This is a genomic window from Rhizobium sp. YTUHZ044 (genome assembly GCF_051123975.1).
In the GTDB taxonomy this organism is placed as follows: Bacteria; Pseudomonadota; Alphaproteobacteria; order Rhizobiales; family Rhizobiaceae; genus Rhizobium.
On the sequence record NZ_CP101426.1, the window covers coordinates 4,043,227 to 4,063,331 of the forward strand.

General features: G+C 62.5%; 20 protein-coding genes. 9 read left to right on the plus strand and 11 right to left on the minus strand.

The window, feature by feature from the left end; translation table 11 throughout:
- Window positions 1-4 precede the first annotated feature (4 nt).
- Both NL154_RS19835 and tsaD read right to left on the minus strand, forming a co-directional pair.
- Window positions 5-988, minus strand: coding sequence for an NAD(P)H-dependent glycerol-3-phosphate dehydrogenase (locus NL154_RS19835; protein WP_221146076.1), 984 nt, complete (start codon window positions 986-988; stop codon window positions 5-7).
- Window positions 985-2,082, minus strand: coding sequence for a tRNA (adenosine(37)-N6)-threonylcarbamoyltransferase complex transferase subunit TsaD (gene tsaD, locus NL154_RS19840; protein ID WP_210632967.1), 1,098 nt, complete (start codon window positions 2,080-2,082; stop codon window positions 985-987). Before tsaD ends, NL154_RS19835 begins: the two co-directional genes overlap by 4 nt.
- Before the next feature lie 72 nt (window positions 2,083-2,154).
- Between tsaD and hemC the strand changes: the two genes are divergently transcribed.
- The 6 genes from hemC to NL154_RS19870 all read left to right on the plus strand — a co-directional run bounded on the left by hemC (window position 2,155) and on the right by NL154_RS19870 (window position 8,360).
- On the plus strand, window positions 2,155-3,084 hold the full coding sequence (gene hemC / locus NL154_RS19845; protein WP_221122937.1) for a hydroxymethylbilane synthase: 930 nt from the start codon (window positions 2,155-2,157) through the stop codon (window positions 3,082-3,084).
- 7 nt (window positions 3,085-3,091) lie between these two features.
- Window positions 3,092-3,799: a uroporphyrinogen-III synthase gene (locus NL154_RS19850; protein WP_210632969.1), complete on the plus strand. Its 708-nt coding sequence runs from the start codon at window positions 3,092-3,094 to the stop codon at window positions 3,797-3,799.
- Window positions 3,800-4,222: 423 nt separating this feature from the next.
- The gene (locus tag NL154_RS19855) at window positions 4,223-5,491 is read left to right on the plus strand and encodes a COG4223 family protein (protein WP_434733229.1); all 1,269 of its coding nucleotides are present in this window, start codon (window positions 4,223-4,225) and stop codon (window positions 5,489-5,491) included.
- Between the two features lie 4 nt (window positions 5,492-5,495).
- The gene (locus NL154_RS19860; protein ID WP_210632971.1) at window positions 5,496-7,115 is read left to right on the plus strand and encodes a heme biosynthesis protein HemY; all 1,620 of its coding nucleotides are present in this window, start codon (window positions 5,496-5,498) and stop codon (window positions 7,113-7,115) included.
- A gap of 17 nt (window positions 7,116-7,132) precedes the next feature.
- Window positions 7,133-7,618: a TerB family tellurite resistance protein gene (locus tag NL154_RS19865; RefSeq protein WP_085860640.1), complete on the plus strand. Its 486-nt coding sequence runs from the start codon at window positions 7,133-7,135 to the stop codon at window positions 7,616-7,618.
- A complete protein-coding gene (locus tag NL154_RS19870; RefSeq protein WP_210633045.1) occupies window positions 7,608-8,360 on the plus strand; it encodes a glutamine amidotransferase in 753 nt (250 codons plus the stop codon). The genes NL154_RS19865 and NL154_RS19870 overlap by 11 nt, the downstream gene beginning before the upstream one ends.
- A gap of 13 nt (window positions 8,361-8,373) precedes the next feature.
- On the opposite strand, the gene NL154_RS19875 is transcribed toward NL154_RS19870, so the two are convergent.
- The gene (locus tag NL154_RS19875) at window positions 8,374-9,606 is read right to left on the minus strand and encodes an MFS transporter (protein ID WP_210632972.1); all 1,233 of its coding nucleotides are present in this window, start codon (window positions 9,604-9,606) and stop codon (window positions 8,374-8,376) included.
- 142 nt (window positions 9,607-9,748) lie between these two features.
- Here NL154_RS19875 and NL154_RS19880 point away from each other — a divergent pair, with 142 nt between their 5' ends.
- Window positions 9,749-10,039 carry a YggT family protein gene (locus NL154_RS19880; RefSeq protein WP_011427104.1) on the plus strand — a complete coding sequence of 97 codons (291 nt, stop codon included), beginning with the start codon at window positions 9,749-9,751 and terminating at the stop codon, window positions 10,037-10,039.
- Entirely contained in the window at window positions 10,036-10,347 is a 312-nt protein-coding gene (locus NL154_RS19885) for a DUF167 domain-containing protein (RefSeq protein ID WP_434733230.1), read from the plus strand. Before NL154_RS19880 ends, NL154_RS19885 begins: the two co-directional genes overlap by 4 nt.
- Before the next feature lie 4 nt (window positions 10,348-10,351).
- Here NL154_RS19885 and ppa read toward each other — a convergent pair whose 3' ends face one another.
- The 4 genes from ppa to NL154_RS19905 all read right to left on the minus strand — a co-directional run bounded on the left by ppa (window position 10,352) and on the right by NL154_RS19905 (window position 15,810).
- Entirely contained in the window at window positions 10,352-10,888 is a 537-nt protein-coding gene (ppa, locus tag NL154_RS19890) for an inorganic diphosphatase (RefSeq protein WP_210632974.1), read from the minus strand.
- Window positions 10,889-11,035: 147 nt separating this feature from the next.
- On the minus strand, window positions 11,036-11,542 hold the full coding sequence (locus tag NL154_RS19895) for a GNAT family N-acetyltransferase (protein WP_011427107.1): 507 nt from the start codon (window positions 11,540-11,542) through the stop codon (window positions 11,036-11,038).
- Window positions 11,543-11,742: 200 nt separating this feature from the next.
- The gene (gene typA, locus NL154_RS19900; protein ID WP_085779724.1) at window positions 11,743-13,563 is read right to left on the minus strand and encodes a translational GTPase TypA; all 1,821 of its coding nucleotides are present in this window, start codon (window positions 13,561-13,563) and stop codon (window positions 11,743-11,745) included.
- Window positions 13,564-13,722: 159 nt separating this feature from the next.
- Entirely contained in the window at window positions 13,723-15,810 is a 2,088-nt protein-coding gene (locus NL154_RS19905; protein WP_434733231.1) for a M3 family metallopeptidase, read from the minus strand.
- Window positions 15,811-16,028: 218 nt separating this feature from the next.
- On the opposite strand from NL154_RS19905, the gene NL154_RS19910 reads away from it, so the two are divergent.
- Window positions 16,029-16,460: a hypothetical protein gene (locus tag NL154_RS19910; protein WP_210632976.1), complete on the plus strand. Its 432-nt coding sequence runs from the start codon at window positions 16,029-16,031 to the stop codon at window positions 16,458-16,460.
- A gap of 6 nt (window positions 16,461-16,466) precedes the next feature.
- Here NL154_RS19910 and NL154_RS19915 read toward each other — a convergent pair whose 3' ends face one another.
- The 4 genes from NL154_RS19915 to NL154_RS19930 all read right to left on the minus strand — a co-directional run bounded on the left by NL154_RS19915 (window position 16,467) and on the right by NL154_RS19930 (window position 19,962).
- Complete coding sequence (locus NL154_RS19915; RefSeq protein WP_210632977.1) at window positions 16,467-17,108, minus strand: LysE family translocator; 642 nt, start codon at window positions 17,106-17,108, stop codon at window positions 16,467-16,469.
- Between the two features lie 256 nt (window positions 17,109-17,364).
- On the minus strand, window positions 17,365-17,823 hold the full coding sequence (locus tag NL154_RS19920; RefSeq protein WP_434733232.1) for a cupin domain-containing protein: 459 nt from the start codon (window positions 17,821-17,823) through the stop codon (window positions 17,365-17,367).
- A 44-nt stretch (window positions 17,824-17,867) separates the two neighbouring features.
- On the minus strand, window positions 17,868-18,470 hold the full coding sequence (locus NL154_RS19925) for a TetR/AcrR family transcriptional regulator (RefSeq protein ID WP_221146078.1): 603 nt from the start codon (window positions 18,468-18,470) through the stop codon (window positions 17,868-17,870).
- A 268-nt stretch (window positions 18,471-18,738) separates the two neighbouring features.
- Window positions 18,739-19,962 (minus strand): argininosuccinate synthase, encoded by a 1,224-nt coding sequence (locus tag NL154_RS19930; RefSeq protein ID WP_221146080.1) that lies wholly within the window; start codon window positions 19,960-19,962, stop codon window positions 18,739-18,741.
- Between the last annotated feature and the right edge of the window lie 143 nt (window positions 19,963-20,105).

Below are 20,105 nucleotides of genomic sequence, written 5' to 3' on the forward strand. Positions count from 1 at the left end.
TCTCCTATTCGGTGGTGATTGGACGCGTCATCAACTGCTCGATGGCGTCCGATATATCGAGCCTGCCGTCGATGATGGCGGAAACGGCGTCGGTGATCGGCATGCTGATCGAAAGCTCCGCGGCAAGCCGCGAGGCGACCGAGGCGGCAAGCGCGCCTTCCACCAGCGCGCCCTGCAGCGGATCGGCCTTTTCCCCGCGCCCGAGCGCAATGCCGAAGCGCAGGTTGCGCGATTGATGGCTCGTTCCCGTCAGCACCAGATCGCCGAGACCGGATAGCCCGCGCACCGTATCCGCCTTCCCGCCTTTGGCGACGACGAAGCGTGACATTTCCGCGAGCCCGCGGGCAATCAGCGCCGCACGGGCGGATTCGCCGATGCCGCGGCCTTCGACGATGCCGCAGGCGATCGCCAGCACATTCTTGAGCGCACCGCCGAGCTGCACGCCGATGCGGTCGCTGGAGGCATAGAGCCGGAAGGTCCGACCTGATATCGCCTGGGCGAGCCGCTCGGCAGTCTCCATATCCGCCGCCGCGATTGCCATCGCCGTCGGCAGGCCCTTGGCGATATCGGCAGCAAAGCCCGGACCCGAGAGCACCGCGATCGGATGGTCCGGCAGTTCCCGCTCCAGCATGTCGGTCAACAGCTTGCCGGTCGCCCGCTCGATGCCCTTGGCACAGGTGACGACAATGGCGTCTTTCGACAGATATGGGCCATAATGCCGCGCCGCATCCGCCTGCGCCTGCGAGGGCATCGCAAAAAGCACGATGGAGGCGCCGGCGATCGCCTCCGCCTCGGCGGCAAATTCGAGCGATTCCGGCAGAACAATGCCGGGCAGCACGGCATCATGCAGACGTTCGCTCTTCAGATCGGCCATCAGCGGTGGATTGCGCCCGACGAGCGTCACTGTGCTGCGACCGGCAAGGGCGATGACGGCTGCAAGCGCCGTGCCGAAAGCGCCCGATCCGACGACGGCGATCCTTTCGCTCATGCCTTGGCTCCTCTCTTTCCAAAGCCGATCAGCCTTTCCGCATTGGCATCGAGCGGCCAGCGCGAGCGCGGCTGGACGTCGAGTGCATCCGGGACCGCACCCGTCGCCATCCGCTCCAGCCCTGCCCAGGCAATCATCACGGCATTGTCGGTGCAGAGGCTCAGCGGCGGCGCGATGAAGCGGAAGCCGTTCTTGTCGCAAAGACCCTGCAGCGTCGCCCGCAGTTCGAGATTGGCGGCGACACCGCCGGCAACGACGAGCGCCGGTTTTTCCTGGTTGACCGGAAACTCGGCCTTGAAACGCTGCAGGCCGCGGCCGATGCGGTCCTTCAGCGTGCGTGAAATCGCCCGCTGGAACGAAGCGCAGATATCCGCCACGTCCTGATCGCTGAGCGGCGCGATCTCCTGCGCCGCCTGCCGCACCGCCGTCTTCAGACCGGAGAAGGAGAAATCCAGCCGCGCGTCGCCGACCAGTGGCCGCGGAAAATCGAAGCGATCGGCGTTGCCGTCCCGCGCCATGCGTTCCACTGCCGGGCCGCCGGGATAGGGCAGGCCGAGCAGTTTTGCCGTCTTGTCGAAGGCTTCGCCGAGCGCGTCGTCGATCGTCGTGCCCCAGCGCTCATAATCTCCGACGCCGCGCACCAGGATGAGCTGAGTATGGCCGCCGGAGACGAGCAGCATCAGATAGGGAAAGGAAAGCCCGTCGGTCAGCCGCGCCGTCAGCGCATGGCCTTCGAGATGGTTGACCGCATAGAGCGGCTTGCCGGCCGCCCTTGCAATCGCCTTGCCGGTCATCAATCCCACAAGCAGCCCGCCGATCAGCCCCGGGCCTGACGTGGCGGCGATGGCGTCGACATCAGCCAGCGACACATTGGCGCGCTTCAGCGCCTCCTCGATCAACTCGTCCAGCGCCTCGACATGGGCGCGCGCGGCGATCTCCGGCACGACGCCGCCATAGGCGCTGTGCTCGTCGAGCTGGGAAAGCACGACGTCGGAGAGTATCCTGGAATGGCCCTCCGCATCGCGCTCGACGATCGCCGCGGCGGTCTCGTCGCAGCTCGTCTCGATGCCAAGGATGCGCAGAAAGGGAACCATAAGGCCTGTTCGTTCATTGCGATGGGGCCGAAACCCGTTTACGAGAACTCCGGTAACAACGGAACAGAGCGGATGCAAACAAAACCTTTCCGGATCGGCACGCGGGGCAGCCCGCTGGCGCTTGCCCAGGCGCATGAGGCCCGCGACAGGCTGATGGCGGCGCATCACCTGCCTGAAGAGATGTTCGAGATCGTCGTGCTGTCGACCAAGGGCGATCGCATCACCGACCGGTCGCTGGCTGAAATCGGCGGCAAAGGCCTCTTCACCGAGGAGCTCGAACAGAAGCTCGTCTCAGGCGAGCTGGATTTCGCCGTGCACTCCGCCAAGGACATGCCGACGCACCTGCCGGACGGCCTGCATCTCTCCGCCTTTCTGCCGCGCGAGGATATCCGCGACGCCGTCATCGGCCGCACCGCACCCAAACTGATCGACCTGCCGCATGGCGCCACCGTCGGCTCCTCGTCACTGCGCCGCCAGGCGCTGATCCGCCGCATGCGACCCGACATCAACGTCATAGTCTTCCGCGGTTCGGTCGAAACCCGGCTGCGCAAGCTCGAAGAAGGTCAGGTGGACGCGACGCTGCTGGCGCTTGCCGGCCTCAAGCGCCTCGGCAAGGTCGAAGCGCTGACCGATATCCTCGACCCCGACGCCTTCCCGCCGGCGCCCGCCCAAGGGGCAATCTGCATCGAGAGCCGGATCGGCGATACGAGGATCGACGAGCTGCTGGCATCGGTCAACGATGCCGCGACCTTCGACACCGTCTCCTGCGAGCGCGCCTTCCTCGCTGCTCTCGACGGCTCCTGCCGCACGCCGATCGCCGGCTATGCCGTCTGCGAGGGCGACCTGATCCGCTTCTCCGGCCTGATCCTCACGCCAGACGGCCGCAGCCAGCATGCGGTGACGACGGACGGCCACCGCCGCGATGCGGCCGCACTCGGCACCCGCGCCGGCCAGGATGTGCGCGCAAGAGCCGGCAGCACCTTCTTCGACGACTGGCACTGAAGCAGCCATGCGTGTGCTTGTCACCCGCCCCGCGCATTCAGCGACAAGAACAGCACAACGTCTGCGCGATATGGGCCACGAGCCTCTGCTGCTGCCGCTGCGCCGGCCACAGCACGACAGTGCCGCAGCCGCGGCCGCGCTCGAAGCCACCAGCGGCGCGATCGCGGTGACCAGCGCCGAAGCCGTCAGGGTCGCATCCGCGCTCGGCGAGAAACTTCGTCCGCATCTTGTCCGCCCGCTTTTTGCGGTCGGCGAGATGACGGCGCAAGAGGCGCGCGGACTCGGCTTCCGTTCGGTCGCCGCGTCCGCAGGCAACGGCCGCGATCTCGCCGATCTCATCGCCACGCAGGGAGCGGAGGAGTTGCTCTACCTCGCCGGACTGCCGCGCGCCGAAACCTTCGAAACAAGATTGCGCCAACTCGGCATCCGCTTTTCGGTCGCCGAATGCTATCGCATGACGCCGGTTGCTCCGAGCCCGGCCGAGATCGAAGCTGTCTTTTCCGGCGGCCGCCCTAACGCCGTTCTCTTCTATTCCCGGCAGACGGTGGAAGATTTTTTTCGCCTGGCGGAGCTGCGATCAGCCCTGTCGGGACACCGCGAAATCCGCCTTCTCTGCCTGAGCGAAACGGTGGCGCAGGCCATTCCGATGTCCCTGAAAAAAACTGTGGCGATTTCATCCATGCCGGATGAGCAAAGTCTTTTGTCGCTGCTTTGAAGGCTTTTGAGCCTTTCCTGGTCAGATTGAAGCATTCTGCCGGAGCAGGTTTTCGTCAGGGCAGAGGCGATTGGCGACGGGCATACCCCAAGGTACGTCCGAGCCGATCGCCTCTGATCCTGGCGGAAACATGCCCGGCCCACCGGCCGCACCGCTTCGCCGTGGCGAAGCGACAAGTGCGTCCGGCGATTCCAAAGTCTTGCAGATTTGCCACGCAAATCTGCGGGAGGGTTGGCTGAAACGGGCCGGCTGATCGACCGGCCGGCTTGGCCGTGGAGCTTGGCTACGACGCGCGCCGGCCGGTCGACCCTCCGACTCCGCTTGAGCCAACAGAATGCTTCAATCTGACCAGGAAAGGCCCAAACCGCCCAAATTTGATCTAACCTCTTCCCTTAATTGGCATCACTGTCTAGTTTCGTTGCAATGCAGGATAAAGAGGACCTCATGGTATCGGGAAACCCGCCACGCCATTCGAAGAGCGCCGATGAGCCGGTCACGATCGACCTCGATGCACAGGACTTCGCCTCCGAAGCCGATACCACAAAGCCGGTGAACAACGATGCCGGCGACGCCGACAGCCCCCCTGCGGATCTTGGCCCGGCGCCGGAAACCGAAGCGGCGTCGCAGCCTCAACCTGAAAGCAAGCCCGAATCGGAGCCGGAGGAGGAGACGCCGGCAGTCGCCGAACCTTCCTTCACGCCCCCTGCCGAACAGCCCGCGCCGCGGGGCGCCGGCACCTCCGGTCTTATCGCCGCCGGCATTTTCGGCGGCCTCGTGGCGCTGCTTGGCGCAGGCGTCATTCAATATGCCGGTTACCTCCCGGGTTCCTCCGCGCCTGAGACCACCTCGCCCGAGGTGGCCGAGCTCTCCGGCGAGATCGACGGCTTGAAACAGACCGTCGCCAACCTTGCCGCCAATCCCGCAAACACGGGCGACGGCGCGCTTGAGACGCGGATCGCCGCGCTGGAAACGGCTGCGAAGAACTCCGCGGCGGCGCCATCGGCGGATCCGGCAAATGTCGAGGCTCTCAACCAGAAGGTTGCGGAGCTCAGCAGTCAGGTCGATCAGCTGCGCTCGATGCTTGCCCAGTCCTCCGACCAGCAGACGAGCAGCGATGCCGATATCGCCAAGCGCCTGGCCGAGGCCGAAAAGAAGCTCAACGAGCCGCGCGAGGATGTTGCCGTCGCGCGGGCGATCGCGGCAGCCGCCCTGAAGGCAGCGATCGATCGCGGCGGGCCGTTCCTGGCCGAGCTGGATACCTTCGCTGGCGTCGCACCCGACGATCCTGCCGTTACGGATCTGCGCGCTTTTGCCGAGACCGGCGTTCCCTCACGCGCCGAGCTGATGCGTCAGGTTCCCGACGTTGCCAACGCCATCATCGAATCGATCAATCAGCCGGATCCAAACCAGAGCTGGTCGGATCGGCTGATGGCGAGCGCAAAATCACTGGTGACGGTCCGACCCGTCGGCAATATCGAAGGCGAAAGCGTTGAGGCGATCGCCGCCCGCCTGGAGGACAAGGTGAAGAACGGCGATCTGCCCGGCGCTTCCGCCGAATGGAACAATCTGCCGGCTGCCGGCAAGCAGGCCTCCGCTGCCTTCAAGCAGTCTCTGGGGGCGCGCATCCGTGTCGAGGAGCTGGTTGGCGGGGCGCTGTCGAAGGCGGTCGCCGGCGCCGGCAAGGAAGGGTGAGACCATGACCAGGCTTGTCATCTTCGCCCTGCTCGTCCTGCTTCTCGCCTATGGCTTTTCCTGGTTCGCCGATCGTCCCGGCGACATCTCGCTGATCTGGGAAGGCCAGATCTACCAGACGAAACTGATCGTCGCCGTCAGCGCGATCATCGCCCTCATCGCCGCCGTGATGATCGCGTGGTGGTTCGTCCGGTTGATTTGGACTTCGCCGCATTCGGTGACCCGCTATTTCCGCGCCCGCAAGCGCGACCGCGGCTATCAGGCGCTGTCGACCGGCCTAATCGCTGCCGGCGCCGGCAATGCATTGCTCGCCCGCAAGATGGCGGCTCGTTCGCGTGGCCTCATCCGCGCCGATCAGGAGCCGCTGATCAATCTGCTCGAGGCCCAGGCCGCACTGATCGAAGGCCGCCATGATGAGGCGCGCGCCAAGTTCGAAGCCATGGCCAACGACCCGGAAACGCGGGAGCTTGGCCTGCGCGGCCTCTATCTCGAAGCCCGCCGCCTCGGAGCCAACGAGGCCGCCCGCCAATACGCCGAAAAGGCCGCCGACAATGCACCTTATCTGCCTTGGGCCGCCCAGGCGACCCTCGAATATCGCAGCCAGGCTGGCCGCTGGGACGATGCGATCCGACTGCTCGAACAGCAGAAGGCCGCCCGCGTCGTCGAAAAACCCGAGGCCAACCGCCTGCACGCCGTGCTCCTGACGGCACGCGCCGCCGAGAAGCTGGAAGGCAACCCGGCCGGCGCCCGCGACGACGCCCTGCAGGCGCTGAAGTTCGCCGCCGATTTCGTTCCGGCCGCTCTCATTGCCGCAAAGGCACTGTTCCGCGAAGGCGGTCTGCGCAAGGCCGCTTCGATCCTCGAACAGGTGTGGAAATCGGCGCCTCATCCCGAGATCGGCCAGACCTATGTCAGAGCCCGCAGCGGCGATTCCACGCTCGACCGGCTGAAGCGCGCCGAACGCCTGGAAGCGATGCGCCCGAACAATGTCGAATCTCTTCTCGTCGTCGCCCAGGCGGCGCTCGACGCGCAGGAATTCGCCAAGGCGCGCGCCAAGGCGGAAGCGGCGGCGCGTATTGAACCGCGAGAAGCCGCCTTTCTGCTGCTCGCCGACATAGAGGAAGCCGAGACCGGCGACCAGGGCCGCGTGCGCCACTGGCTGGCCCAGGCACTGAAAGCCCCGCGCGATCCCGCCTGGGTGGCGGATGGTTTCGTCTCCGACAAATGGCTGCCGGTGTCGCCGGTCACGGGTCGTCTCGACGCCTTCGAATGGAAGGCGCCCTTCGGTCAGATCGAGGGGCCGCTCGAAGAAGGGTCGGCGCCCGCCTCGATCGAAACGGCTCTGAAGACCCTGCCGCCGCTGCGTGACGTCAGGCCAGAGAGCCCGGTCAACGATCATCGCATCATCGAACTGGAACGCGCCGCGACGATCGCCGAGGCCGTGCGCCCGGCGCCGGCACAGTCACCGGCACCGGCAAAGCCGAAACCGGCCGAATCCACCGCCAGCGACAAAGCGCCAGCACCGAACGAAACAAAGCCCTTTTTCGGCGGATTGCCGGATGATCCCGGCGTTCGCGATCCCAGGACGGAACCGGAACCCAAGACACGGCTTCGCCTTTTCTGACACGGAACGAAACCCGCATGTTCGAACGCTTTCAGGCATTCTTCCAGAAGCTCACCGCCGATCGTCCAAAGAAAGGTTTTGCCCCCGATGACCCGCGCATCGCAGTGGCAGCACTCTGCATGCAGGTGATGGAAGCCGACGGTCAGATCAAGGCTAGTGAAAAGAAGCGGCTGCGCAAGCTCTTGAAGGAGCAGTATTCGCTCGACAGCAAGCAGCTCGATGCTTTGATGGCCGCCGGCCTCGAAGCCGAAAGCTCCGCCGTCGACTATTATCGCTTCACCGCCGACCTGAAACGCCATCTCGATACCGAGCAACGGCTGGAGCTGATCGGCATTCTCTGGGACATCGTTTACGCCGATGGCGAGCGCAGCGAGATGGAAGACCATGTCATCTGGCGTATCGCCGATCTGCTCGGCGTCTCCTCACGCGAACGCATTCAGAAGCGGCAGGAGGCGGCCGCCAGGGTCACGGATATCCAGGTTGCGCAAGATGATGCCGACTGAGCAAAATCCGGGCCGCGACCGGCGCCCGATCCTTATCGTCCTGCATCAGGAGCGGTCCAGTGCCGGCCGTGTCGGGCAATTGCTGGTCGAAAAAGGCTACTGCCTCGATGTCCGTCGCCCGGTCCTCGGTGATCCGCTTCCGACGACGCTCGCAGACCATGCCGGCGCCGTCGTCTTCGGCGGACCGATGAGCGCAAACGATCCGGATGACTTCGTCAAGAAGGAGATCGACTGGATCGAGGTTCCGCTACGGGAAAAACGCCCTTTTCTCGGTATCTGCCTCGGGGCCCAGATGCTGGTGCGTCATCTCGGCGGCAAGGTACAGCCGAATGCCGACGGCTCGACGGAGATCGGCTGGTACCCGCTGCACCCGACCGAGAAAGGCCGCCTGCTGATGCACTGGCCGAAGATGGTCTATCATTTTCACCGCGAAGGTTTCGAGCTGCCACACGGCGCCGATCTGCTCGCCGAAGGCGATGCCTACCCGAACCAGGCCTTCCATTACGACGGCAACGCCTGGGGCCTGCAGTTCCATGCCGAACTCACCCGAGTGATGATGCATCGCTGGGTCGTGCACGGCGCGCATCGCTTCATTCTGCCGAACGCCCAGCAGGGCCGCGAACACCTCGAAGGCCGCATGCTGTTCGACGCGCCGCTGAGAGCCTGGCTGACAGAATTCCTCGATCTCGTCTTCGAGGGAAAGTCGGCGAAGGCGACACCGTCTATCGCTCTGCGAGCATAATCCCGTTTAGTGGTCAGGCGGGCGCGTCGAGCGTGTCGATCCTGCGCAGCTTCGGGAAACTTGAAGCCCAGATCGCCGCGACCGCCAGTGTTCCGAGCCCGCCGATGACGACTGCCGGCACCGCGCCGAAGACCGATGCCATCGTGCCCGCCCTGAACTCTCCAAGTTCGTTGGAAGCGCCGACGAAGACCATGTTGACCGCATTGACCCGCCCGCGCAGCTGATCCGGCGTCCAGAGCGCGATCAAGCTCTCGCGCACATAGACCGACACCATGTCGGCCGCGCCCATCAGCGCCAGCGCTGCGATCGAAATTTCTGTATTGGACGAGGCGCCGAAGATGATGGTGCCGACACCGAACAGAGCGACGCCGATGAACATATAGAGGCCGGCGCGGTGTTTCAGCGGATAGGCGGCGAGGAAGATCGCCATGACGATGGCGCCGAGCCCCGGTGCTGCCCGTAGCAGTCCAAGGCCCCAAGGGCCAAGCGTCAGAATATCGCGGGCGAAAATCGGCATCAGCGCCGTGGCGCCGCCGAGCAGAACGGCGAAGAGATCGAGCGAGATCGCGCCGAGCACGACTTTTTCGGCGCGGATGAAACTGAAGCCGCCGAGGATCATCGCCCAGCTCTTCGCCTCACCCGTCGTCTTCTGTTCCGGCTTCGGGATCATGAAGAGGAGAGCCGCCCCGAGGACGGAAAAGATGACCGCCACCGTATAGGCGGTCGTCGCACTGACCCCATAGAGCAGGCCGCCGATTACAGGCCCGGTGATCGCCGCAAGCTGCCAGGACGATGAATTCCAGGCGATCGCATTGGAAAGGGCGCGCTCGGGCACGAGGTTGGGTGCGAGAGACTGCACCGCCGGCGACATGAAGGCGCGCTCGATCCCGAAAATCAGAAGCACCGCAAAGACCGGCCAGGGCGCGAAGGTTCCCGTCGCCGTCATGACGAGCAGCGCCAGCGTGCAGAGCGCGCTCACCAGAGAGCAAAGAGCGGCGATGGCCCGGCGATTGTGCCGATCGGCGATCGAACCGGTCACGAGAATGAGCAGCAGCGACGGCAGGAACTGTACGAGCCCGATCAGGCCGAGATAGATCGCCTTGCCGGTCTGGTCGTACATCTGCCAGCCGACGGCAACGCTGACGATCTGTTGCGAGAAGGAAAGCAGAAAGCGCGCGAAGAAGAAACGCGTGTAGGACGAATGCCGAAACGCGGCGAAACGGTCTCCGGTAGGCGAAAACGACATGGGGCCCTGTCCGAGGAAGCGGGCGCGCCGGAATGGCTGCGAGGCCGCCCGTTAAACATGATCTGCCATGCGTTTCGACACGGCACTTGCCCGTTTAGTCGCCAATGTCTACATGTCTGTCAACAACCAATTGGAGACGACGATGTTTGCCTTGTTTCAAACCATTGATTTGGTTTTGAATATTTACACCTGGATCCTGATTGCCAGTGCCGTTTTCTCCTGGCTCTATGCGTTTAACGTCATCAATTCCAGCAACCAGTTCGTCAATTCGGTCGGCATGTTCCTCTACAATGTCACCGAACCCGCGCTGAAGCCGATCCGCCGTCTGCTTCCGAATCTCGGCGGCATCGATATTTCTCCGATCATCCTGCTGGTGATCATCTTCTTCCTGCGTACCTTCCTTTGGACTACGCTATACCCGCTGGTCGCTTGAGCCCTCCCTGGAGATTTTCCGGCGATCAGCTGCGCCTGGCCGTTCGGTTGACGCCGAATGGCGGGCGTGACGCGATCGATGGCGTCGAAGCGGATGGCGACGGCGAGACCCTGTTGAAGGCGCGCGTCACATCAGTGCCCGAGAAGGGCAAGGCCAACAAGGCGCTGATCCTCCTGATCGCCCGGTCGCTGCGCATTCCGAAATCCAGCATCAGCCTCGTCTCCGGCGAGACGGCGCGTAAAAAAATCCTCCGGATTGAGGGCGACCCGGAGGATTTGGTAAAAAAGTTCGAAGCGTTATTGGGCTGAGGGTTCAGCCCTTCGCCTTCTTGGCCCGCTCGACGGCCTCGATGATGAGCTGGCCGGCTTCCTTGGAATCGCCCCAGCCGAAGATCTTCACCCACTTGCCGGGCTCCAGGTCCTTGTAGTGCTCGAAGAAATGCTCGATCTGCTTCAGCGTGATCTCCGGAAGATCGGTAAAGTCCTTCACCTTCTCGTAGCGCAGCGTCAGCTTCGGCGACGGCACGGCAATGATCTTCTCGTCCTTGCCGGAATTGTCTTCCATCTTCAGGACGCCGATCGGACGCACGTTGATGACGCAGCCCGGAACCAGCGGCCGGGTGCTGGCGATCAGCACGTCGATCGGGTCGCCATCTTCAGACAGCGTGTGTGGTACGAAACCGTAATTGCCCGGATAGGTCATCGGCGTGTAGAGGAAACGATCAACGACCAGCGTGCCGGCATCCTTGTCCATTTCATACTTGATCGGATGACCGCCAACAGGAACCTCGACGATAACGTTGACGTCTTCAGGTGGATTATTACCGATTGAAATGGCGTCGATGCGCATAGGATACTCCCGCGGGGTTGAATTGCTCGAAGCCAGATAATCAGTTTCATCTCGCAACGCAACACGGCAGATCACCGATGCGTGATGACACAGGCGTGATGCCGCAAAAACTTTAGAGGAGAGGTGTGCGACGCTCGAGCAGGCCGATCAGTTCCAGATGAAACCGATCTTCTTCAACTGCTTGTGATCGAAATTTTCCATGCCTTCGCAGAAATCGGTCCCGCCATGATGGCGGTAGAAGCGGCTGGCGGCCTCGTTTTCTTCAAGGCACCAGACGACCAGCCCGTTGCAGCCGAGCGACTTCAACAGCCGGCGCGCCTCGCCGAACAGCATGTGGCCGAGACCGATTCCCTGATATTCGGGGCGAAGATAAAGCTCGTAGATTTCACCTTCCTGCGGCAGGGCGCGGGCACGGTTGAGACCGAGCGTCGCATAACCGGCGACTGTCCCTGCCACATCGAGAACCAGCAACGTCGCGGGTCCGCGTGTTGCCTTGCGCCACCAATTTTCGCCGCGTCGCTCGATCATCTGCGTCAGCGCGCGATGCGGAATGATGCCCGCATAGGTGTGTTGCCAGGCGAGCCTGTGCGTTTCCGAAATGGCTCGGGCATCGTGCGGTTCGGCCCGCCGGACATCGATCGACAACGTCTTCATAACGTTTACTCTGGTCCTGCCGCAGGCAATTAACCATATGCGGCGAGCGCATCGTGATCGATTGCCCACAGACTTGATATGTGGACGACGGATAAAATTTAACGCTTTTTTAACGATTGTCACAAGTCGGAATCAGCGCAGCGCACAATAAAAAACCCCGGCTCGAAGGCCGGGGTTTGAAAGGGGGAACGACTGGGCTCTTAGAGAGCCGCCTTGGTCTTTTCGAACCGTTTGCGGTCGTTGGCGTCGAGATACATCTTCCGCAGGCGAATGGACTTCGGCGTGACCTCGACGAGTTCGTCTTCCTGGATCCATGAGAGCGCGCGCTCCAGCGTCATGCGGATCGGCGGGGTCAGCTTGACGGCTTCGTCCTTGCCGGCGGCGCGGATGTTGGTCAGCTTCTTGCCCTTCAGCACGTTGACTTCGAGGTCGTTGTCACGCGTGTGAATGCCGATGATCATGCCCATATAGACCTTTTCGCCGGCGTCGATGATCATCGGGCCGCGGTCTTCCAGGTTGAACAGGGCGTAAGCAACGGCTTCACCGGCTTCGTTGGCGAGCAGCACGCCGTTGACGCGGCCGCCGATCTCACCCTTGTAGGGCTGGTAGCTGTGGAACAGGCGGTTCATGATCGCCGTACCACGCGTATCCGTCAGCAGTTCCGACTGATAGCCGATCAGGCCGCGGGTCGGCGCGTAAAACACCAGACGGACGCGGTTGCCGCCCGACGGGCGAAGCTCGACCATCTCTGCCTTGCGCTCGGACATCTTCTGCACGACGACGCCGGAATGTTCTTCATCGACGTCGATCAGAACTTCCTCGATCGGCTCCAGGAGCTGGCCGCTCTCGTCCTTGTGCATGACGACGCGCGGACGCGAAACGGCAAGCTCGAAGCCTTCGCGGCGCATGTTTTCGATCAGAACGGCGAGCTGGAGTTCGCCACGGCCGGAGACGAAGAACGAATCTTTATCGGCGCTTTCCTCGATCTTGAGGGCGACGTTGCCTTCGGCTTCCTTGAACAGGCGGTCGCGGATGACACGGCTCGTCACCTTGTCGCCTTCGGTGCCGGCAAGCGGCGAGTCATTGACGATGAAGGACATGGTGACGGTCGGCGGGTCGATCGGCTGCGCCTTCAGGGCTTCCGTCACCGACGGATCGCAGAAGGTGTCGGCGACCGTACCCTTGGAAAGGCCGGCAATGGCGACGATGTCGCCCGCATGCGCTTCCTCGATCGGCTGGCGCTCGATGCCGCGGAAGGCGAGGATCTTGGAAATACGGCCCTGTTCGATCAGCTTGCCGTCCTGGCCGAGAACCTTGACGGCCTGGTTCGGCTTGATCGAACCGGACGCGATGCGGCCGGTGATGATGCGGCCGAGGAAGTTGTTGGCTTCGAGGATCGTGCCGATCATCCGGAACGGACCTTCCTCAACCTTCGGCTCGGGCACGTGCTTGACGACGAGGTCGAGCAGCGGTGCGAGGCCTTCGTCGCTCGGGCCTGCCGGATCATAGTTCATCCAGCCGGCGCGGCCGGAACCGTAAAGGATCGGGAAGTCGAGCTGCTCGTCGGTCGCATCGAGGGCGGCGAAAAGGTCGAAGACTTCGTTGACGACTTCGTCGGCGCGGGCATCGGGACGGTCGATCTTGTTGATGGCAACGATCGGACGCAGGCCGACCTTCAGGGCCTTGCCGACAACGAACTTGGTCTGCGGCATCGGGCCCTCGGCAGCGTCCACGAGAACGATCGCGCCGTCCACCATCGAGAGAATGCGCTCGACTTCACCACCGAAGTCGGCGTGGCCGGGCGTGTCGACGATGTTGATGCGCGTGTCCTTCCATTCGATGGAGGTCGCCTTGGCGAGAATGGTGATGCCGCGCTCTTTTTCGATGTCGTTGGAATCCATCACGCGTTCCATGACGCGCTGGTTCTCGCGGAAGGAGCCGGACTGTTTCAGAAGCTCGTCAACGAGAGTGGTCTTGCCATGGTCAACGTGCGCGATGATCGCGATGTTGCGAAGTGCCATATGTCATAATCTCTGAGGCTGGGGCGCTACGCCAAGTGGACGCGCCATTTACGTTTGGCGCGCTCTTACCGGTTTTTTCGCGATTGCGAAAGGGGGTCGCGCGCGAAAGCTGCGGCATGGCTGCCGCCATGCCGCTCGCTTCTCTGTCATCAAACTGTCTTAAGCGTCGCTGCCTGTCAATTCCTCGAAGGTGGCGAGTCCCTTTTTGACCAGCATAGCATCCGGCCTCGGCAGCTTGCCGCGGAAGCCCTTATAGGCATCCTCGGGATCAACCGAACCGCCGGTGGAATAGATATTTTCCTTGAGCTTGCGCGCCATCTCGCCGTTGAAAGCGTCGCCCGTCTCCTCGAAGGCGGCGAAGGCATCGGCGTCGAGAACTTCCGACCACATGTAGGAATAATAGCCGGCCGAATAACCGCCGGAGAAGATGTGCTGAAAGTGCGGTGTGGCATGGCGCATGACGATCGACTTCGGCATGCCGATCTCGGCCAGCACCTCCGCCTGCACCGCCATCGGATCGTCGACGGCCTGTCGCGTGTGAAACGCCATATCGACGAGCGCCGACGAGGTGAATTCGACGGTGTTGAAACCGGCATTGAAGGTGCGGGCCGCCAGCACCTTGTCGAGGAGCGCCTGCGGCATCGGCTCGCCTGTCTCGAAATGCACGGCATATTCCTTGAGGATGGCGGGAACCGTCAGCCAATGCTCGTAGAGTTGCGAGGGCAACTCCACGAAATCCCGCGAGACGCCGGTGCCGGAAACCGAGGGATAGGTGACGTTTGAAAGCATGCCGTGCAGCGCATGGCCGAATTCATGAAACAGCGTGCGGGCGTCGTCGAGCGACAGCAGCGCCGGCTTGCCCTCGGCGGGTTTGGCGAAATTGCAGACATTGTAGATGATCGGCAACTCGCCGCGGCGGCCGTTCTTCAGTTGCAGCTTGTGCTGCGATTGCAGTGAGCTCATCCAGGCGCCTGAGCGTTTCGAACTACGAGCGAAATAGTCGCCGAGGAAGAGGGCGACCAGCCTGTCGTCCCGATCCCTGATTTCGAACACCCTGACGTCGGGGTGATAGGCCGCGACACCCTTCTTCTCGACCGCGCGAATGCCGAACAGCCGGCCGGCCACATCGAAGCAGGCGTCGATGATCTTTTCGAGCTGCAGATAGGGCTTGAGCTCGGCCTCGGAAAAATCGAACTTCCGGGCTCGGATCTTTTCGGCGTAGTGGCGCCAGTCCCAGGGCATCACCTCGTGGTTCCGGCCCTCCTCGGCGATCAGCGCCGCGATGTCGATCTCTTCCTCGCGGGCGCGTTTGACCGCCCGCGCCCAGACGGCTTTCAAAAGGCCGTTCACCGCATCTGCCGTCTTCGCCATCGTGTTGTCGAGTTTCAGCTCGGCGAAATTGCCGTAGCCGAGCAGCTTCGCCACCTGATGGCGCAGCGCCAGCGTTTCCTTGATGACGGCGCGGTTGTCGGTTTCCCCGCCGTTTGCGCCGCGCGCCACCCACGCATTAAAAGCCTGTTCGCGCAGATCTCGGCGCTCCGAAAAGGTCAGGAACGGCTCGATGATCGAGCGCGACAGCGTCACAGCATATTTGCCCTCCTCGCCGCGTTCGCGCGCCGCCGCCGCCATCGCGTCGCGCAGGAATTCCGGCAGCCCATCGAGCTCGGCGCCCTCGGATAGCATAAGCGCCCAGGCCTTCTCGTCGGCCAGGACGTTCTGGCCGAACTGCGTGCCGAGGCCCGCGAGTTTTTCATTGATCGCCGCAAGCTTCTCCTGCTGGGGCTTTTCAAGCTTGGCGCCGGATTTGACAAAACCCTTCCAATGCCGCTCCAGCACCCGCGTCTGCTCCAGCGTCAGGCCGAGGCTCTCGCGGTTCTCCCAAAGCGTATCGATGCGGGCAAAGAGCGCGGCGTTCATCCCGATCTTTGAATAGTGGCGTGACATCTTCGGCGAGATCTCCCGTTCCAGCGCCTGGATGACCTCGTTGGTATGTGCGCCCGCCTTGTTCCAGAACAGCGCCGAAACGCGCGAGAGCGCATCGCCGGCAATCTCCAGCGCCACCACCGTATTGTCGAATGTCGGCGCATCACTGTTTCCGGCAATCTCGTCGATCTCCTGCTCGTGCGCGGCGAGTGCGGCGTCGAAAGCGGCGGAAAAATCGCCGTCATCGATGGCATCGAACCGTGGCAGGCCGTGGAGAGCGTCCCAGTTGATGAGCGCCGGATTGAAATCGTGGGGAGAAGCCATCGGAGAATTCCTTTTGGTATGCGGGATGGTCAATATAGGAGAGCCGTCACGGAATTGGTATGTCGTCGCGATGGGCTTTTGTCTCATTCGGCGATCTGACGCACGTCAGCCGGTGGGCAAGATTTCACAGTTGAAAATTAACCATTTGTTAACGATTGACGCGAATCACCCACAAGCGCTAGTTTCCCGGTGATCTTTCCTGCCAGGGGACATGCGCCATGGAAATTTTTTCCCTGCGGTCTTCTCAGAGTTTGCTATTTAAAAACAACCCTAATAACGCAAGAAATTCGAAGACCGCCGATATTCAAATCGAGACCAAGGCTCCGGCTCCGGTCTCGTTCCACATCGAAGATAATCTCGACCAAGGGCCGGATTTCACCGCGGTCAGCCCCGGCGAGCTGCGCAACTACGCCCGCCAAAGCTTCGATAGCGGCCTGATCGACCAGAACACTTACGCCGCGATTTCGGAACCGCTGCCGATGCATGCGATCGATCCGCTAGGCAATATCATCGATCTCTCCGGCGTCACCGACGGCACGAGTTTCAATTTCCTCGATTATTACAAGAACCAGCTGCAGGTCGCCATGTCGATCGGCGATCCTCATGAGGTTCAGACGCTGAAATCGATCGTCAGTTTCTTGAATGCATGATCGCAGTTAGGCCTTGCGCCAACCGATGAGACCGGGCGTGGCGTGCCATAGCGCCTGGGCGGCAAAGCCCATGAACAGGACGCCGGACGAGCGCACGATCAGCCGCTCATGGGCGCGATAGAAGCGCCGCACCGCACCCGCGCCAATGACGCCGATCAGGATGATGTCGGCGGTCACGAAACCCAGGAAGGACACAGCGAGAAGCACCGGCAGCGCCTCGAAATCGAGTGCACCGGCCGAGCCCGCGACCAGCGCCGTGAAGGTGGCAAGCGCCACCGGGTACCCCTTCGGGTTGGTGACCCCGAAAATCAGGCCACGCCGGAACGGCCGCTCGATCACGACAAGCGCCTGCCCATCCGCTTTTGGCTTGGCATTGACGGCGCCCCAGCCGATCCAGGCGAGGTAGAAACCGCAGGCGAGCCCGAGCAGATCGAAGACGAAGGTTCCGATCGTCTTGGCGCCGACGATCGCAATCAGCGCCAGCGACGACCAGATGAGATCCCCGACCAGATGCCCCATCATGAACAAGGCGCCGGCCTTGCGCCCCTGCCCGGCGCCGATGCCGAGCAGTTGCAGAAAGGCGGGGCCTGGTATGAGCACATAGAAAAGCGCCGCCAGAAAGGCGCCGAAGAGCAGGGACTGCGTCATGGACATGCTCCGAAGAATGACCGGAGCAGACTAAGCGATGGCAGGCATCCGTCAAGGGCGATGACACGGCCATGAAAAGGACAGAGCGGTTCTGCGCTCCGTGAGAAGCTGAACCGCTCCAATCGCAATCTGCATGTCGTCATCACCGTCCGGTTGGCATCGGCCGGGCTCGAGCCCGGCGCCGCGTCCGGGGCGCTTCCGCAACGGGTCGCCGTCGATTGGCCGGGCGACGGATGCGACGTCGCCCGGTCACCCATCAGGTGCCCAGGACCTCAATTCCGTGCCTCTGGCACGCCGCCAATACCGCGCCGATTTCCTCCGCCGAAGGGGGGCCATCCGGCGGAACTTCGCTCTGGCCGATGTCGCGGAAGAAGTGGCTCATCGAATCTTCCACGACTGCGATCATCTGGGCGGGAAGGCTTCCGGTGTTGGCATAATTGTGCGGCTGGAAGGACCGCAGGGTGAGAACGTCACCGGGCCGCGCGACCATCTGCGAGGGAGGTACGCTGTCGAACACCGTGAAGGTGATCTCACCGCTCAGGACCCGGAATATCTCCACGGATTCGTGCTTGTGCGGCGGCGTACCGGAACCGGGAGGCACGGTCACCTCCAGGATCGACAAGCCCTTCTCCGGCACTTCGCCCATGAACTGCACCTTGTCGCGAATGACCCAAAGGGCGTCCGCGGTCTCTCGTGTCTTGAATGCTTGATCCATTATCGGCTCCATCGTCGGGCCGGCTCTTGCCGGCATGTGTGTGATCAGTTCTCGTCAGTCTCGGCAGCCTTCAACAGCGCCTGCATCGCCCAGGACGCGACCTGTCCCGCGTCCTTCCCCGTCAATCCGCCGTAGTCTTTAAGCGTTTCCCAGGCGCTGGCGCTGTAGAGAAGGTGGAAGAGCGCCTCGACCTTGCGGGCGCTCTTGGAATTTATATCCAGATTGGCGTCTTCGAGGCACGTCCGGAACGCAACGCGCCGTGTCTTGACCGTCCGCATCCGCATGGCGTGACCCGTGGGCGTATGAAGGCTGGCGCGAATGATACCTTCGTTCTTGTCGAACTGCGGAAAGGCGTCGAGGGGCGAGCGAAGAAGCTCCTCCAGGGTCGTTGGCAGGGTCGCCGCATTCATGTTCTGGTTAATGTAGACCCAGAACGCGTCGAACAGCGCTTCCTTCGTTGCAAAATGCCGAAACACCGTTCGCCTCTCCACCCCGGCAGACCGCGCAACATCGTCCATGGAAATGTCCGCGAACGCATTGCCGTTGAGAAGGTCTGAGGTGGCGCGCAGGATGCGCTCCCGTGTTTCCTGGGCCTGCGATTCCCGTAAGGGGGAACTGTACTTTCGTGTGGGCGACTGTTGGGACATTATGTCTCTCATGATGTATTAATGTCGCTTCTAGTGACACCATTTTACGATCATGTCAACTGGAGTTGTTGACTGTTGGCGGAGAGGGTATCGGCAAGACCTGGACGCAGGCGATGGCGCGCGAACAGCGACGATTGATGAGCGTCGTTGGGGCAATCCGGTCATCTTGGATGCCCCGAGAGGTATTGGCGCGCTTGCCACTCATTCAATAAAAAGCCCGCGCGGCGATGCCGGCGGGCCGATGTCCGTCCGAAGACGAATTCCGCGATTACTTCGCGAGGTTGCGCTTTCCGAGCGTGCGCAGGCGCAGTGCGTTGAGCTTGATGAAGCCGGCCGCGTCCTTCTGATCGTAGGCGCCCTGGTCGTCCTCGAAAGTGACGAGCTTGTCGGAGTAGAGGGACTTTTCGCTCTCGCGGCCGATGATCATGACGTTGCCCTTGTAGAGCTTCAGCGTCACTTCGCCTTCGACATGCTCCTGGCTCTTGTCGATCAGCGCTTGCAGCATCTCGCGCTCCGGCGAGAACCAGAAACCGTAATAGATCAGCTCGGCGTAACGCGGCATGATCTCATCCTTGAGATGGGCGGCACCCCGATCGAGCGTAATCGATTCAATAGCGCGATGCGCCGAGAGCAGGATCGTGCCGCCGGGCGTTTCGTAAACGCCGCGCGACTTCATGCCGACGAAGCGGTTCTCGACGAGATCGAGACGGCCGATGCCGTTGTCGCGGCCGTAGGTGTTGAGCGTGGCGAGCAGCGTCGCCGGCGACATCTCGACACCGTTGATCGACACGGCATCGCCCTTGCGGAAGCCGACCTTGATTGTCGTCGCCTTGTCGGGCGCTGCTTCCGGGGAGATCGTGCGCATATGCACATATTCCGGCGCCTCCTGAGCAGGGTCCTCGAGAACCTTGCCCTCGGAAGATGAATGCAGAAGGTTGGCGTCGACGGAGAAGGGAGCTTCACCCTTCTTGTCCTTGGCGACCGGGATCTGGTGCTGTTCAGCAAAGGCCAGCAGCTCCGTGCGGCTCTTGAACGCCCAATCGCGCCAGGGCGCGATGATCTTGATGTCGGGGTTCAGGGCATAGGCGGAGAGCTCGAAGCGAACCTGATCGTTGCCCTTGCCGGTCGCGCCGTGGGCGATCGCATCGGCGCCGGTCTTATGGGCGATATCGATCAGATGCTTTGAGATCAGCGGACGGGCGATCGAGGTGCCGAGCAGATAGACGCCCTCGTAAACGGCGTTGGCACGGAACATCGGGAAGACGAAATCGCGGACGAATTCCTCGCGGACGTCCTCGATGTAGATCTCCTTGATGCCGAGCATCTCGGCCTTCTTGCGCGCCGGCTCCAGCTCCTCGCCCTGGCCGAGATCGGCGGTGAAGGTGACGACTTCGGCGCCGAGTTCCGTCTGCAGCCACTTCAGGATGATCGAGGTGTCGAGGCCGCCGGAATAGGCGAGCACGACTTTCTTCACGTCTTTGTATGATGCCATGATGATGAGGTCCGTTGCATAAGGCCGGCGAAAACCCGGTGTCGCGGCACTTTTAGCGAGATTGGCGCGTGACGCAAGGGCAAGTGCGATCGCTGAGGCGCCGATAGCGTTTGACACTGCGAAAGCGGCGCCCATATTCGGCT